The 14,651-nt window shown below is 72.6% G+C and carries 12 protein-coding genes, 1 pseudogene and 1 riboswitch; of the genes and pseudogenes, 5 read left to right on the forward strand and 8 right to left on the reverse strand.

The genetic code is table 11. From position 1 onward, the window contains the following. Both cobM and cbiE read right to left on the reverse strand, forming a co-directional pair. Positions 1–747, reverse strand: a complete 747-nt coding sequence (gene cobM, locus ACYVAG_RS14465; protein WP_460770784.1) for a precorrin-4 C(11)-methyltransferase — start codon at positions 745–747, stop codon at positions 1–3. Continuing rightward, positions 744–2,012 (reverse strand): precorrin-6y C5,15-methyltransferase (decarboxylating) subunit CbiE, encoded by a 1,269-nt coding sequence (cbiE, locus tag ACYVAG_RS14470; protein ID WP_460770849.1) that lies wholly within the window; start codon positions 2,010–2,012, stop codon positions 744–746. Before cbiE ends, cobM begins: the two co-directional genes overlap by 4 nt. A 62-nt stretch (positions 2,013–2,074) precedes the next feature. Next, a riboswitch (adenosylcobalamin (AdoCbl) riboswitch) is annotated at positions 2,075–2,166 on the forward strand. Positions 2,167–2,235: 69 nt separating this feature from the next. Between cbiE and ACYVAG_RS14475 the strand changes: the two genes are divergently transcribed. The 4 genes and pseudogenes from ACYVAG_RS14475 to ACYVAG_RS14490 all read left to right on the forward strand — a co-directional run bounded on the left by ACYVAG_RS14475 (position 2,236) and on the right by ACYVAG_RS14490 (position 7,222). Beyond that, on the forward strand, positions 2,236–4,311 hold the full coding sequence (locus ACYVAG_RS14475; protein WP_460770786.1) for a putative cobaltochelatase: 2,076 nt from the start codon (positions 2,236–2,238) through the stop codon (positions 4,309–4,311). After that, positions 4,311–5,708, forward strand: coding sequence for a cobyrinate a,c-diamide synthase (locus tag ACYVAG_RS14480; protein WP_460770788.1), 1,398 nt, complete (start codon positions 4,311–4,313; stop codon positions 5,706–5,708). Before ACYVAG_RS14475 ends, ACYVAG_RS14480 begins: the two co-directional genes overlap by 1 nt. A gap of 218 nt (positions 5,709–5,926) precedes the next feature. After that, a pseudogene (cobA, locus tag ACYVAG_RS14485) lies at positions 5,927–6,643 on the forward strand (uroporphyrinogen-III C-methyltransferase); the annotation flags it as partial. A gap of 66 nt (positions 6,644–6,709) precedes the next feature. Continuing rightward, positions 6,710–7,222, forward strand: coding sequence for a GNAT family N-acetyltransferase (locus ACYVAG_RS14490; protein WP_460770851.1), 513 nt, complete (start codon positions 6,710–6,712; stop codon positions 7,220–7,222). A gap of 61 nt (positions 7,223–7,283) precedes the next feature. On the opposite strand, the gene ACYVAG_RS14495 is transcribed toward ACYVAG_RS14490, so the two are convergent. The 6 genes from ACYVAG_RS14495 to dacB all read right to left on the reverse strand — a co-directional run bounded on the left by ACYVAG_RS14495 (position 7,284) and on the right by dacB (position 13,803). After that, the gene (locus ACYVAG_RS14495) at positions 7,284–7,877 is read right to left on the reverse strand and encodes a mismatch-specific DNA-glycosylase (RefSeq protein ID WP_460770789.1); all 594 of its coding nucleotides are present in this window, start codon (positions 7,875–7,877) and stop codon (positions 7,284–7,286) included. Continuing rightward, positions 7,874–8,599, reverse strand: coding sequence for a cobalt-precorrin-6A reductase (locus ACYVAG_RS14500; RefSeq protein ID WP_460770791.1), 726 nt, complete (start codon positions 8,597–8,599; stop codon positions 7,874–7,876). Before ACYVAG_RS14500 ends, ACYVAG_RS14495 begins: the two co-directional genes overlap by 4 nt. A 78-nt stretch (positions 8,600–8,677) precedes the next feature. Further along, on the reverse strand, positions 8,678–10,744 hold the full coding sequence (gene ftsH, locus ACYVAG_RS14505) for an ATP-dependent zinc metalloprotease FtsH (protein ID WP_460770793.1): 2,067 nt from the start codon (positions 10,742–10,744) through the stop codon (positions 8,678–8,680). Between the two features lie 155 nt (positions 10,745–10,899). Further along, positions 10,900–11,451, reverse strand: a complete 552-nt coding sequence (hpt, locus tag ACYVAG_RS14510; protein WP_460770795.1) for a hypoxanthine phosphoribosyltransferase — start codon at positions 11,449–11,451, stop codon at positions 10,900–10,902. Positions 11,452–11,461: 10 nt separating this feature from the next. After that, the gene (gene tilS, locus ACYVAG_RS14515) at positions 11,462–12,409 is read right to left on the reverse strand and encodes a tRNA lysidine(34) synthetase TilS (protein WP_460770797.1); all 948 of its coding nucleotides are present in this window, start codon (positions 12,407–12,409) and stop codon (positions 11,462–11,464) included. Further along, on the reverse strand, positions 12,409–13,803 hold the full coding sequence (dacB, locus tag ACYVAG_RS14520; RefSeq protein ID WP_460770799.1) for a D-alanyl-D-alanine carboxypeptidase/D-alanyl-D-alanine endopeptidase: 1,395 nt from the start codon (positions 13,801–13,803) through the stop codon (positions 12,409–12,411). The genes tilS and dacB overlap by 1 nt, the downstream gene beginning before the upstream one ends. Positions 13,804–14,063: 260 nt before the next feature. Here dacB and ACYVAG_RS14525 point away from each other — a divergent pair, with 260 nt between their 5' ends. Next, positions 14,064–14,633 carry an inorganic diphosphatase gene (locus ACYVAG_RS14525; RefSeq protein ID WP_460770801.1) on the forward strand — a complete coding sequence of 190 codons (570 nt, stop codon included), beginning with the start codon at positions 14,064–14,066 and terminating at the stop codon, positions 14,631–14,633. Positions 14,634–14,651: the final 18 nt, after the last annotated feature.

Genomic DNA, 14,651 nt, shown 5'->3' on the forward strand with positions numbered 1-14,651 from the left:
TCAGTCTGTCGTGCGGCAGCGCGCCCCATAGAGGTGGGACTCGACGAACTCCTCGGCCCGCAGGGCCTCCCCGACCATGATCACCGCCGCCTGGCGCAGGCCCGCCGCCTCCACCTGGTCGCCGATGTCGGAGAGGGTCCCGCGCAGGATCTGCTGCGTCGGCTGCGTGGCGTTCGCGACCACCACCACCGGGCAATCGTCGCCATAGAAGGGAACCAGCCGCTCGGCGAGCTCCCGCGTACGCCGGATCGCGAGGTGCAGCACCAGCGTCGCCCGCGTCGCTGCGAACGCCTCCAGCGACTCGGTCTCCGGCATCTTCGTCGACGCCGCCTGCGCGCGCGTCAACACGATCGACTGCGCCACCTCGGGGACCGTCAGCTCCTTGCCGATCAGGGCGGCCGCGGCCGCGTACGCCGGGACGCCCGGCGTCACGTCCCACGGCACCCCGGCGCGGTCGAGGCGACGGGCCTGCTCCGCCACAGCCGAATAGATCGAGGGATCCCCGGAACACAGGCGGGCCACGTCCTTGCCCTCGGCGTGGGCCCGCACGAGGACCTCGGTGATCTGGTCGAGGTCGAGCTTCTGGCTGTCGACGAGCTCGACGCCCTCGCCGCAGTGCGACAGCACCTCGCGGTCGAGGTAGGTGCCCGCATAGACACACACCTGGCTCTCGGCGATCAGCCGCGCCGCGCGCACCGTGATGAGGTCGGCCGCGCCGGGGCCCGCGCCGATGAAGTGGACTGTCATGACAGCTCCTGATCCGTTGTCCCACGGGAATCCTCGGCGCCCCAGGGCTTGTGGGCCGCCCATTGATGCACCGGCCGCGCGCTCGACCACCCGGTGAACCGGCCGATCGGCTCCGCCTCGCGCACCGCGATCTCGAACAGCGCGCCCCCGTGGCGCGCACGCGCCTCCAGGAGCAGCGCCTGCGTCTCCAGCGTGACCGCGTGGACGACGATTCGACCGCCGGGTCGCAGCCGCTCCCACGCCAGGTCGATCAGCGCCCGCGTCGCCCCGCCCCCGACGAAGACGGCGTCCGGCTCGTCGAGCTCGGCCACCTTCGCCGCCGAATCACCTTCCACCACGGAGATCCCCGTGGCTCCCAGCGCCGCCCCGTTCATCCGCACCCGTGCGGCCCGCTCGGCGTTCCGCTCCACCGCGACCGCCCGGCACGCCGGGTGGCTGCGCGCCCACTCCACCGCGATCGACCCCGAGCCGGCACCCAGGTCCCACAGCAGCTCGCCCGGGCGCGGCTCCAACATCGCCAGCGCCGTCGCCCGCACGTGCCGCTTGGTCAGCTGGCCGTCGGTCGCATACACCTCATCAGCCAGGCCGGCCGCCCGTGACGCCGCCGGCGTCCCGCGACCGACGACCTCCACGGCCACGATGTTCAAGCGGGGCAGCGATCCCGGCACACGCTCGTCGCCGCGCCAGTCCACGCGGGACTCCGACGGCGCCCCGAGGTCTCCCCACACCGTCACGCGAGACTCCCCGAATCCCTGTTCTCGCAGGCACTCGGCGACCAGCGCCGGCGTGTGCTCGTCCGCCGACAGCACCACCACGCGTACGCCGTCCGCGAGCACCCGCCGCAGCGGCGTCAGGTCGTCCCCAGACAGGCGCACCACCTCGACGGTCTCCGCCGGCCACCCCATCCGCGCGCGAGCCAGGGAGGCCGACGACACGGCCGGGTGGACGCGTACGGCTTCGGGGCCCAGCAGTTCCAGCAGCGTCGACCCGATCCCCGCGACCAGCGGGTCGCCGCTCGCGAGCGCGACGACGCGGCGACCGCGTACGCGGTCCAGCACCGCGGGCAGGCCCGCCCGAAGCGGCGAGGGCCAGGCGATCCGCTCGCACGACGCGGGAACGTCGGACAGGTGCCTCTCCCCGCCGAGCACGACCTCCGCCGCCTCGACGAGCGCGCGCTCACGCGCCGGCAGGCCCGAGACGCCGTCGGCGCCCACGCCGACCACGTCGATCACCCCCACGACATCGATCACGCCGGCCACCTCCATCACGCGCCGACCTTAGCGCCCCGCGCTCGACACCACCGGGGTCCAGTGGGATGATCACGGACGAGGGCGGGGAGGAATCCGGTGTGAATCCGGAGCGGTCCCGCCACTGTGAACCGGGCCCAGGCCCGGAAGTCAGGTCATGTCCCACGCCCTCATGCCGCCCGGCGCGTCGATCGGGTCGGTGCGGACCACATCTCGGGCGCGGACCCGTGAGGAGGAACCTGTGAACAGGGGCACGAACTTCCCGTTCGCCGCCGTCGTCGGATCCGACGACATGGCGCTGGCCCTGGTGCTCACCACGGTCTCCCCCGAGGTCGGCGGCGTCCTCGTCCGGGGCGAGAAGGGCACCGCCAAGTCGACCATGGTGCGCGCGCTCGCCGAGCTCCTGCCCGACCAGCAGGTCGTCGCCGGCTGCCGGTTCGGCTGCGATCCCGCCCGCCCGGACCCCGCCTGTCCGGACGGGCCCCACGACTCCCCTGACTCGGTGACCCGGTCCGCCCGCCTCGTCGAGCTGCCCGTCGGCGCCACCGAGGACCGCGTCATCGGCTCGCTCGACCTCGAGAAGGCGCTGGGTTCGGGCGTCACGGCGTTCGAGCCCGGCCTGCTCGCGGGCGCCCACCGCGGCATCCTCTATGTCGACGAGGTGAACCTCCTCCACGACCACCTGGTCGACCTCCTCCTCGACGCCGCCGCCATGGGCCGCGCGACCGTCGAGCGCGACGGCGTCTCGGTCTCCCACGCCGCCCGCATGGTCCTCGTCGGCACCATGAACCCCGAGGAGGGCGAGCTCCGCCCCCAGCTCCTCGACCGGTTCGGCCTCACCGTCGAGGTCGCCGCCCCCCGCGAGCCCGGCCTCCGCGCCGAGGTCGTCCGCCGCCGCCTGGACTTCGACGCCGACCCTGCCACGTTCGTGGCCGCGTACGCCGACGCCCAGGAGGCCCTGCGCGACCGCATCCGCACGGCACAGGAGTCCCTGGGTCGCGTACGCCTGTCCGCCGCCGCGCTGACCAAGATCGCGGAGGTCTGCGCCGCGTTCGACGTCGACGGCATGCGCGCCGACATCGTCACCGCCCGCGCCGCGGTCGCCCACGCCGCCTGGCACGGCCGCACCGACGTCACGCGGGCCGACATCCGCGCCGCCGCCCGGTTGTCGCTGCCTCACCGCCGCCGCCGCAACCCCTTCGATGCCCCCGGCCTCGACGAGGACCTCCTCGACCGCATCCTCGGCGACGACGAGCCCGAGCCCGATCCGCCGGCCCCCCAAGACCCGTCCGAAGGTCCGTCGCCCGACGACGCCGACGCGTCGACCGAGCCGACGTCGCCTCCTCCCGGTGACCGCCCCCAGGCCCCGGAATCCCCGACCGGTCAGGGATCCGCCGACCCGGGACAGCCGCCCACCGACACGGCGGCCGACGACCGGCCGGAGGCCGACCCCGACGACTCCGCCGCCCCCGACGAGCCAGCGCCCCAGATCGTCCCCCAAGGCACTGCCCGGCCCGACGCCCCCTTCCGCACCCGCCTGTTCACCGCGCGCGGGGTCGGCGAGGGCGAGGCCGGTCGGCGCAGCCGCGCCGTCACCAGCCGCGGCCGGCGCATCGGCTCCACCGACGCGCCGGGCTCCGGTCCCGTCCACCTCCCCGCGACCATCCGCGCGGCCGCCGGCCACCAGGTCGCGCGCGGGCGTACCGGACGGATTCTCTTCCAGCGCAGGGATCTGCGTCGCGCGATCACCGAGGGACGCGAGTCCAACCTGATCCTGTTCTGCGTCGACGCGTCGGGTTCGATGGCCGCCCGCGCCCGCATGGAGGCGGTCAAGACCGCGACCCTGTCGCTCCTGCTCGACGCCTACCAGCGCCGCGACAAGATCGGGTTGGTCACCTTCCGCGGCCACGAGGCCGCGCTCGCGCTGCCGCCGACCTCGTCGGTCGACGCCGCCGCGCGCCGCCTCGAGGAGCTGCCCCACGGCGGGCGTACGCCGCTGGCCGAGGGTCTGTGGTGTGCCGCCGAGACGCTGCGCCTCGAACGCATCCGCGACCCCCGCCGGCGACCCCTGCTGGTCGTGATCACCGACGGCCGCGCCACCGCCGGCGACGACGCCGTCGCGCGGTCACAGGGGGTCGCCGCTCACCTGCGGGACCTCGGGATCGACTGCCTCGTGGTCGATTGCGAGACCGGACGCTTCCGCCTCGGCCTCGCCGCGACCCTCGCGGTCCACCTCGGCGCCGAGCACGTCGCGCTCGAGGGCGTGGCCGCAGACAACCTGGTGGAGGTCGTGCGCCACCACCGCGAGGCCGCCTGATGGGTCACCACCTGCCGCGGTTCGTCGTGGCCGCGCCGGCGTCGGGGCACGGCAAGACGACGATCGCCTCGGGTCTCATGGCGGCCCTGGCGCGCCGCGGCAGCGAGGTGGCGGGCTTCAAGATCGGCCCGGATTACATCGATCCGGGGTATCACCGGCTCGCGACCGGACGCCCCGGTCGCAACCTCGACCCCGTGATGTGTGGCGAGGACCGCATCGCCCCGCTGCTCGTCCACGGCGCCCGCCGCGACCATCGCCTGTGTGCACAGGGAAAGGCCGACGACGACCTCGTCGACCTCGCCGTGATCGAGGGCGTGATGGGCCTGTTCGACGGGCAGCTCGGACGCGACGGGTTCGGCTCGACGGCCCACGTGGCAGCCCTGACGCGTACGCCGGTCGTGCTCGCCGTCGACATCTCGCACACCTCGCGCACCGTCGCCGCCTGGGTCCACGGCCTCGCGACCTTCGACCCCGCCCTGCGCATCGCGGGAGTCGTCCTCAACAAGGCCGGTTCGGCGCGCCACGCTGCGGAGGCAGTGCGCGCCATGGACGCCGTCGGGATCCCCGTGCTGGGAGTGATCCCGCGCGATTCGGGCGTCAGCGCACCGTCGCGCCACCTCGGGCTCGTGCCGGTCGCCGAGCGCGACGAGGCCGCCGACGTGTTGGAACGGCTGGCCGACCAGATCGCGGCGGAGATCGACCTGGCAGCCGTCGAGGCCCTCGCCTGCAGCGCCCCGGCGCTCGATTCGACGCCTTGGGAGCCCACGCGCGAGGTGGCCCGCGTGACCGATTCCGCTCCGGTGGTCGCCGTCGCCGGCGGTCGAGCCTTCACGTTCCGCTATGCGGAGACCGACGAACTGCTTGGCGCCGCCGGGTGCCGCGTCGTCGAGTTCGACCCCCTGACCGACGATCGCCTTCCCGAAGGGACCGCCGGGCTTTATCTCGGCGGCGGGTTCCCCGAGGTGTACGCCGAGGCGCTCGCCGTCAACACCGCCCTGACCCGCGACATCCGTGACCGCGTCGCCGCGGGGCTGCCCACGGTCGCCGAGTGTGCCGGAATGCTCTATCTGGCGGGCGATCTGGGGGGCCAGTCCATGGCGGGCGTGCTCCCGACGACCGGCGCGATGCAGGCCAGGCTGACCCTCGGCTATCGCACCGCCGTCGCCCCCGCGGAGTCCCTGCTGGCCCGCGCCGGCACCCGCGCGGTCGGCCACGAGTTCCACCGCACCGCGATCACGCCGGCCGCCGGTGACTCGCCCGGCTGGCTGCTCGACGGCCGCGCGGACGGTTACGCGAGTGCCACGCTCCACGCCAGCTATCTTCACCTGCACTGGGCAGGCTGTCCCGACATGGCCCAACGGTTCGCGGAATCCGTGGCAGGAAAGGAAACGCGATGACCGAACGTTCTCCGAGCGAGCACCCCACCCCCGAACGTTCTCCGAGCGAGCACCCCACCCCCGAACGTTCTCCGAGCGAGCACCCCACCCCCGAACGATCGCCGAGCGAGCACCCCACCCCCGAACGATCGCCGAGCGAGCGCCCCACCCCCGAACGATCGCCGAGCGAGCGCCCCACCCCTGAACGTTCTCCGAGCGAGCGCCAGCGAGTCGAGGAGGGTCGCGTCGTCCTCGTCGGCGGTGGTCCCGGCGACCCCGCCCTGATGACCGTCGCCGCCATGACCGAGATCCGCCGTGCCGACGTCATCCTCTACGACCGCCTCGCCCCACTCGCCGTGCTCGACGAGGCCCCCGACCACTGCGAACTCGTCGAGGTCGGCAAGATCCCCCGCGGCGAGTTCACCCCGCAGGAGACCATCAACGTTCTCCTCGTCGAGCACGCCCGCGCCGGACGCCACGTCGTGCGGCTCAAGGGCGGCGATCCCTACGTCTTCGGGCGCGGCGGCGAGGAGGCCCTGGCCTGCCACGAGGCCGGCATCCCCGTCCACGAGGTCCCAGGCATCAGCTCGTCCATCGCCGCCGCGGCCGCCGCGGGCGTGCCGGTGACCCATCGCGGGCTCGCGCAGGGGTTCACCGTCGTCTCGGGTCACCTCCCGCCCGGTCACCACGGCTGCGACCTCGACTGGGCCGCGCTCGCCCGCACGGGCACCACGCTGGTGATCATGATGGGTGTGCTGCGGCTGCCAGAGATCTGCGCGGCCCTCCTGGCCGCCGGCATGGACCCCGACACCCCCGCAGTCACCGTCGAGAACGCCGCCCATCCCGAGCAGCGCGTCGTCCGCGGGACCGTCGCCGACATCGACGAACAGTGTGCTCAGGAACAGATTGAGGCCCCCGCCACGACGGTCATCGGCGCGGTTGCGGGCCTGGACCTCGCGACGTTGCCGCTTCCCGACCTCGCGACTCCCACCGTCGTCCAGGATCTCCGGGCGCGCACCCCCATGTCCACGTTGGTTGAGCGAGCGGAGCGAGTCGAAGCCCTTGCCCACCTCCCCCACGCCGGCCGCCCCCTCCCGGTCCAGCGCGCCACTGCCGACGACGTCCCCGCGATCGTCTCCCTGCTCCGCGACGACGTGCTCGGCGCCACCCGTGAAGGCGCCGACGCCGCCGCGTACGCTTCCGCCTTCGACGCCATCGACCGCGACCCGAACCAGACGCTCGCGGTCGTCCGCGACGGCGACGCTGTCGTCGCGACGCTGCAGCTCACCCTCATCCCCGGCCTGTCCCGCGGCGGGGCGCTGCGGGCCCAGATCGAGGCCGTACGCGTGGCCGCGTCCCATCGCGGCGGCGGGCTGGGCTCCAACCTGCTGGCGTGGGCGGAGGCATACGCGGGCTCCCGCGGCGCCACCATGGCCCAGCTCACGACCGACGCGAGCCGCGCCGACGGCCACCGCTTCTATGAGCGTGAGGGCTGGACCGCCAGCCACATCGGGATGAAGAAGTCGCTGCCCTGACGTGGTGGCGGGGAGGGCTTCGACTCCTCCGTCGCTCAGCCGGCGTCGGCGCAGGTCGCCCTCACGCCAGGATCCCCGCTGCCCTCCCCACCTGCGTCCACCAGTCCACCAGCACCGGGATCGGCGCGTGGGCGTTCAGCCCGCTCGGCTGCGGCAGCACCCACACCTCCGCGCCGGCGATCCGCCGCTCCTGTCGCCCCATGACGGCCTTCTTCTCGCCGAACGCCGTGCGATAGGCGGTGATGCCGACGATCGCGATCACCTTGGGTCGCACGGTTTCCGCGAGTTCCTCCAGCCGCGCACGCCCTGCCACGAGCTCGTCGGCCGACAGCTCGTCGGCGCGCGCCGTCGCCCGGTCGACGAGGTTGGTCAGCCCCAACCCGCGCCGGAAGAACTCCGCCACGTCCTCATCGCTCAACCCCGCCGCCGCGTCGACCCGGTGCGGCATCAACCCGGCCAGGTGGAGCGACGGCCAGAACCGGTTGCCGGGGTGGGCGAACGGGGCGTTCACCGCCGCGGTCCACAGGCCGGGGTTGATGCCGACGACGAGCAGCTTCACGTCATCGCCGATGAGGTCGTCGATGCCGCCGTCGACGAAGTCGGCGAGCTCGGCGCGCGTGGGCCGGCGTCCGCCCAACGGCGACCGGCGCCTCACAGGATCCTCGCGAGCGCGTCGTCGACGGTGGCCACCTGCACCTCGGCAAGCTCCTCGGGCCGGCGTACCATCACCACGCCGACGCCCAGCCGCGCCGCGGCGTCGAGCTTGGCCTCGGTCAGTGTCCCGCCGCTGTTCTTGGTGACCAGCACCTCGATGTCTTGATCACGCATCAGCGCGAGCTCGCTCGCCAGGTCGAACGGGCCGCGGGTCGTGAGCACGGTCCAGTGGGGCCACTCGCCCTCGGGCAGGGGATCGACCACCCGCACCAGCGCCCAGCGTTGCCGCCAGGCGGCGAAGTGCTCGAGGCCCTGGCGACCCGAGGTGAGGAACGGACGCTCCCCCAGCAGCTCCATCGCGCCGCACGCCTCGGCCATCGAATCCACCCACACCCAGTCGCGCGCGTCGGGGCGGTCCTCCCACCCGGGCCGCACGAGGCGCACCAGCGGCACGCCCACCGCGTCACACGCCTCCACGGCGTTGGCCGAGATGACCGCGGCGAAGGGGTGCGTGGCGTCCACGACGGCCCGGATCTCCTGCTCCCGCAGGTGATCCGCCAATCCGTCGGCGCCGCCGAACCCGCCCATGCGTACGTCGCCCACCGGCAACGCCGGGTGCGAGACCCGGCCCGCCAGCGACGAGACCACGCGTACGCCGGCCTCGTCCAGCCGCGCGGCCAGCTCCCGCGCCTCGCGCGTCCCTCCGAGGACCAGGACTGTCATGACGTCACGAATTCGTGGCTTCGACTCGCTGGCGCTCGCTCAGCCAGCGTTCGTTCGCTGGCGCTCGTTCGGCCAATGTCAGCGCACGTCCGGGCCGATCGGGCCGCCCTCGCCCGGGCGTCCGCCGTGATCGCCCGGATGGTGCGGGCCGGCGCCCGGCAGGTCGGTGTGGGGGCCGTGGCCCGGGGGCAGCTGGGCCCCGCCGGCCGGGTGTTCGATCTCGGGCGCGTCGGCCGGGGGCGACGGCGGCGACACCGGCGGCAGCGCCGAAGGACGACGGCGCTCCGAGCCCGTGTAGGCGCCGCGGATCGGGCCGCGAACGATGCCGCGGAACAGCGCCTCGACCTCGTGGCGCAGCAGCGTCTCCTTCGCGAACAACTCCCGCACCAGGGTGTCGAGCACCTCGCGGTTGGCCTCGAGAACCTCGAAGGCCTCCTGGTGGGCGCTCTCCAACAGGAAGCGGACCTCCTCGTCGACGATCTTCGCGGTCTCGTCGGAATAGTCGATCGAGCGCCCGCCGCCCGCGGCCATGCCGAGGAACGGCTCGGAGTCGCCCGACCCGAGCTGGACGGTGCCGATGCGCGGGGACAGTCCATATTGCGTGACCATCGCCCGCGCGACCTTCGTCGCCTTCTCGATGTCGTTCGACGCGCCGGTCGACGGGTCGTGGAAGATCAGCTCCTCGGCCGCGCGGCCGCCCATCATGTAGGCCATCTGGTCGAGCAGCTCGCCGCGCGTCTGCGAATATTTGTCCTCGTCCGGCATGATCATCGCGTAACCCAGCGCCCGACCGCGCGGCAGGATCGTGATCTTCTGCACCGGGTCGGTGCCGTGCATCGCCGCGGCGACCAGGGCGTGGCCGCCCTCGTGGTAGGCCGTGACCAGCCGCTCCTTCTCGTTCATCAGGCGCGTACGCTTCTGGGGCCCCGCAATGACGCGGTCGATGGCCTCGTCGAGCGACGCCATCGTGATGACCTTCTGGTTGGTGCGCGCCGTGAGCAGCGCGGCCTCGTTCAGGACGTTCGCGAGGTCGGCGCCGGTGAAGCCCGGCGTACGCCTGGCCACCGACTGCAGGTCGGCGTCGGGGCCCATGGGCTTGCCCTGCGCATGGACCTTGAGGATCTGGAAACGGCCCTTGAGGTCGGGCGCCTCGACGGCGATCTGGCGATCGAAACGGCCCGGGCGCAGCAGCGCCGGGTCGAGCACGTCGGGGCGGTTCGTCGCCGCGATGAGGATGACGCCGCCGCGGACGTCGAAGCCGTCCATCTCCACCAGCAGCTGGTTCAGGGTCTGCTCGCGCTCGTCGTGGCCGCCGCCCATGCCGGCACCGCGGTGGCGGCCGACAGCGTCGATCTCGTCGATGAAGACGATCGCCGGCGCGTTCTCCTTCGCCTGCTCGAACAGGTCGCGGACGCGCGAGGCGCCCACGCCGACGAACATCTCGACGAAGTCGGAGCCCGAGATGGAGAAGAAGGGTACGCCGGCCTCGCCGGCCACCGCGCGCGCCAGCAGCGTCTTGCCGGTGCCGGGAGGGCCATAGAGCAGGACGCCCTTGGGGATCTTCGCGCCGACCGCCTGGAACTTCGCGGGCTCGGCGAGGAATTCCTTGATCTCGTGGAGCTCCTCGATGGCCTCCTCACACCCGGCGACGTCGGAGAACGTCGTCTTCGGGGTGTCCTTCGAGGTGACCTTGGCCTTCGACTTGCCGAACTGCATGACGCGGGAGCCGCCGCCCTGCATCGAGTTCAGCAGGAAGAAGAACACCAGACCGATCAGCAGGAACGGGATCAGCGACGGCAGCACCGTGTTCCAGAACGTCGGCTGGGGCACCTTCACCGACCAGGTGTCGATGGTCTTCTCGGCCGTGCGCTGCTGGAGCCGCTCGGCGATCGCGCCCGACTGGGGGCCGACCCAATAGGCCTTCACCTTGGTCTTGTCGTCGATCGTGACCTTGATCAGCTGCTCGCCCTCGACGAGTTCGACGTTCTGGACCTTGTCCCTGCCGTTGATGATCGAGACGACCTCGGAGGTCGGCTTCTCCACGAAGCCGTCCGCGCCCCTCCACAGGTCGAAGAACACGAGCATGGCGATGAGCGCCAGCAGCATCCAGATGACGGGGCCGCGGAAGATGCGCGATGCTTTCATGACCTACCTAAGGTGCGAGTACGGAGCAGTCCGACCTTACCAGCGGAGGCAATGAAACCCGCGGTCGTCAAACTCCTCGACTCGCTGGCGCTCGCTCGGAGAACGTTGAGACCGGCGGTCGCTCGGAGAACGTGGCGAATCGCGGTCGCGAACGCTCAGCTGTAGACGTGGGGCGCCAGCGTGCCCACCGACGTCAGGTTGCGGTAGCGCCCCGCGTAGTCGAGGCCGTAGCCCACGACGAACTCGTTCGGGATGTCGAAGCCCACCCACTTCACGTCCACAGCGTTCTGGGCGGCCTCGGGCTTGCGGAACATCGTCATGATCTCGAGGCTCGCGGGCTCGCGCGACTTCAGGTTCGAGATCAGGTACGACAGCGTCAGGCCGGTGTCGATGATGTCCTCGACCACGAGCACGTGGCGGCCGGAGATGTCGCTGGTGAGGTCCTTGAGGATGCGCACGACGCCGGAGCTCTGCGTACCCGACCCATAGGACGAGATCGCCATCCAGTCCATCTCGCAGTGGATGCGCATCGAGCGGGACAGGTCGGCCATCACCATCACCGCGCCGTTCAGGACGCCGACGAGCAGCAGGTCCTTGCCGTCGTATTCCGCGTCGATCTCGGCGGCCACCTCAGCCAGCCGCTCGGCCACCTGCTCCTTCGAATAGAGCACTCGGGTCAGGTCATCGGAGATATGCGCGTCATCCACGCCCACAGTCTTACAGGACGAGCAAACGGTTCGCACGCCGGGCGACGCGTACGCCCGGCACCTCGACCCACTTCTGCCCGTGCCAGCGGGTCACGAGCTCCTCGACCGCGAGCACGTGCGCGTACGCAGGCTCGGTCGCGCCGCGCTCCACGAGCCAGCGGCGCAGCACGCGACGCCGGAGCGCGGGCTCGGCCGGCAGCGTCGCGAGATCCAGTTCCGACCCCGTCGCCACGTCCCCCGCCAGCGCGTCCAGCAGGTCGGTGTCGTCGCGCAGCAGGGCCGCGGTGCGGGCCAGCGCCTCGGCCACGCCCGGACCCAACTCGGCCTCGAGCACCGGCATCACCCGGTGGCGTACGCGGGACCGCGCGTACGCGGGGTCGGCGTTGTGGGGGTCCGACCAGTACGCCACCCCCAGCTCGGCACAGGCCGCCTCGGTCGTGGCGCGGCGGACGCCGAGCAGCGGCCGCACGACCCGGTCGCGCCGCGTCGGCATCGCCGCGAGGGAGCGCCCACCCGATCCCCGGGCCAGCCCGAGCAGCACCGACTCGGCCTGGTCGTCGAGGGTGTGGCCGAGCCAGATCTCGCCCGGAAAGTCGCCTGGCGCCAGCGCATCTGCCGCCGCCTCCAGCGCCGCGAACCGCGCCTCACGAGCCGCGGCCTCGACCCCGACGCCGGTCGCCTCGACCGATACGCGGACGACCTCGGACGCCAGCCCCAACGACGCCGCCCGCTCCGCCGCCACAGCCGCCACCTCGCCCGAGCCCTCCTGGAGCCCGTGGTCCACGACCACCCCGCGCGCCACCAGCCCGCGGCGACGCGCCACCACCGCCACGGCCCCCGCCAGCGCCAGCGAGTCGGCGCCGCCCGAGCACCCCACGACGACGGGCCGCTCGCCCACGACCGATTCGACCGCCTCGACCAGCTCGACCATCGCAGGGCCGAGCGCCCTCCGGGCCATCAGCGGCAGCCGCAGGCGGCCAGGGCCGAGGTGACGCGGTCGAGCCAGACGCGGGTCGCGTACTCGTCCTTGTCGCCGTTGACGATGAAGCTGTAGACGAGCAGCGCGCCGTCGGCGTCGCGCGCATAGCCCGCGAGCGAGTGGATCTCGGTCAGCGTGCCGGTCTTCGCCCGCACGACGCCGCGGCCGGGCTCGGTGCCCTTCTCCACGAAGCGCGCGGCCAGCGTGCCCTCGACGGCGGCCACCGACATGCCGGTCGCGATGGCGCGCAGGCGCGGCTGGTCGGGCGCGACGGCGCGGGTCACCGCGGCCGTGAGCGCGCGCGGGCTGACCAGGTTGGCGCGGGACAGGCCGGAGCCGTCGACGACGCGCATGCCGTCGGTCCACGCGCCCAACTTCGTCAGCGTCTCGCGGTGGGCGGCCTGGGCGTCGGCGATCGACCCCGTACGCCCGCCCGCGCGCCCGATGTGGCGGAACAGCACCTCGGCCGCGTCGTTGTCGGAATGGATCAGGACCTGCTCGACGATGTTCTCGAGCGGCATCGACTCGACCTTCGCGATCGTGCTGCCCGCCGCGGGCGCCGACCCGGCCGTCACCGCGCCGGTCGTCGCGCCGAGGCGCTTCAGCTCGTTGGCGAACGCCGTCGCCGCCGACTTGGCGGGGTTCGGGTCGCGCGGTCCGATCGGGCCGACGGTGCGGCCCTCGTCGACCCACAGCGCCGAGGTCTCGGTCGTGTAGTCGCGATAGCCCGGCAGCCAGTCGAGGTTCCAGCCCGGCCCCGCGAACAGCCCGGCATCGGCGACGACCTCGATCGGGCCCGCGTACCCCTGCTTCGCCAGGCCCTCCTTGGCCGACCGCGCCAGTTGGAGGATCGAGTTCGGCACGTCCTTCTTGGTCAGATAGGGGTCGCCGCCGCCGACCACGAACACCTTGCCGGGTGCGGCCGGGTCGATCACGGCGCGGGTCTCGAAGCGGTGCTGCGGCCCATAGACCTCGAGCGCCGACAGGCAGGTGAGCACCTTGTTCGTCGAGGCAGGTACGCCGGCCCCGGCGTCGTTGGCGGCGTACAGCGTGGCGCCCGTCGACGCGTCGACCACGTGTCCCCACACCTGTCCGCCGCGGGGGCCCAGCGCGCGGATGCGCTCGGCGACGGCGTCGGCCCGCGTACCGCCCTCGCGGGAACCGGCCGCCAGCACGGGGGCCGTCGGGCGCGCGGGCTGGGGGGTCGGCGTACGCGTCCCGCCGATCTTCCCCGGGTCGAGCGACGACGAGCCGCTGTCGGACCACAGGCCGGTCGCATACAGCGCGCGGCGTCCGAGCGAGCCGAGCACGCCGGTGGCCAAGCCGATCACGAGCAGGACGATGACGACCATGAGGGCGCCGGTCCTGATCATGGATCGCGGACCCCCGGACGCGCTCGATCGCGGGCGTCGCGACGACGATCCCCTGCGCGTTGCCATCGGTCCCCCGCTCCGTGATCCGGTCGATCGACCCGGTCGTCACCCCGGTCCCTCGCTGACCCCCGGTGGGCCGCGACCAATCATAGGAGGCGGCGTGCGCCCGGAGCGCCTGCGCGCGTCATCGACACGCGGTAGGCTCACGCCCGATGGCCGCGCGACCCCGCGCGGGACGGTCTGATCGAGGAGAGTCACAGGTGACTGAAGAGTATTCCGCTCCGAGCAGCACGACGCCAAAGCCCGCACCCAAGGGCCTGCATTTCGACGTGACCGTCGAGATCCCCAAGGGCACGAAGAACAAGTACGAGCTCGATCACGCCACCGGCCGCATCCGCCTCGACCGGACCCTGTTCACGTCGACGCAGTACCCCTCGGACTACGGCTTCATCGAGGGCACGCTGGGCCAGGACGGCGACCCGCTCGACGCGCTCGTGCTCGTCCCGGAGCCGACCTTCCCCGGCTGCCTCATCGAGTGCCGCGCGATCGGCATGTTCCGCATGAAGGACGAGGCCGGCGGCGACGACAAGGTCATCTGCGTCCCCACCGACGACCACCGTCGCGACCACCTGCAGGACCTCGAGGACATCCAGACCCACTCGGTGATGGAGATCGAGCACTTCTTCACCGTCTACAAGGACCTCGAGCCCGGCAAGTCGGTCGAGGGCGCGACCTGGGTGGGCCGCGAGGAGGCCGAGAAGGAGATCCAGGCCTCGATCGAGCGCGCGAAGGGCACGTCCTTCGAGCACCACCACGTGAACCTCTACTGAGTCGATCGATCACCAGCG

Source organism: Mariniluteicoccus flavus, assembly GCF_054776655.1.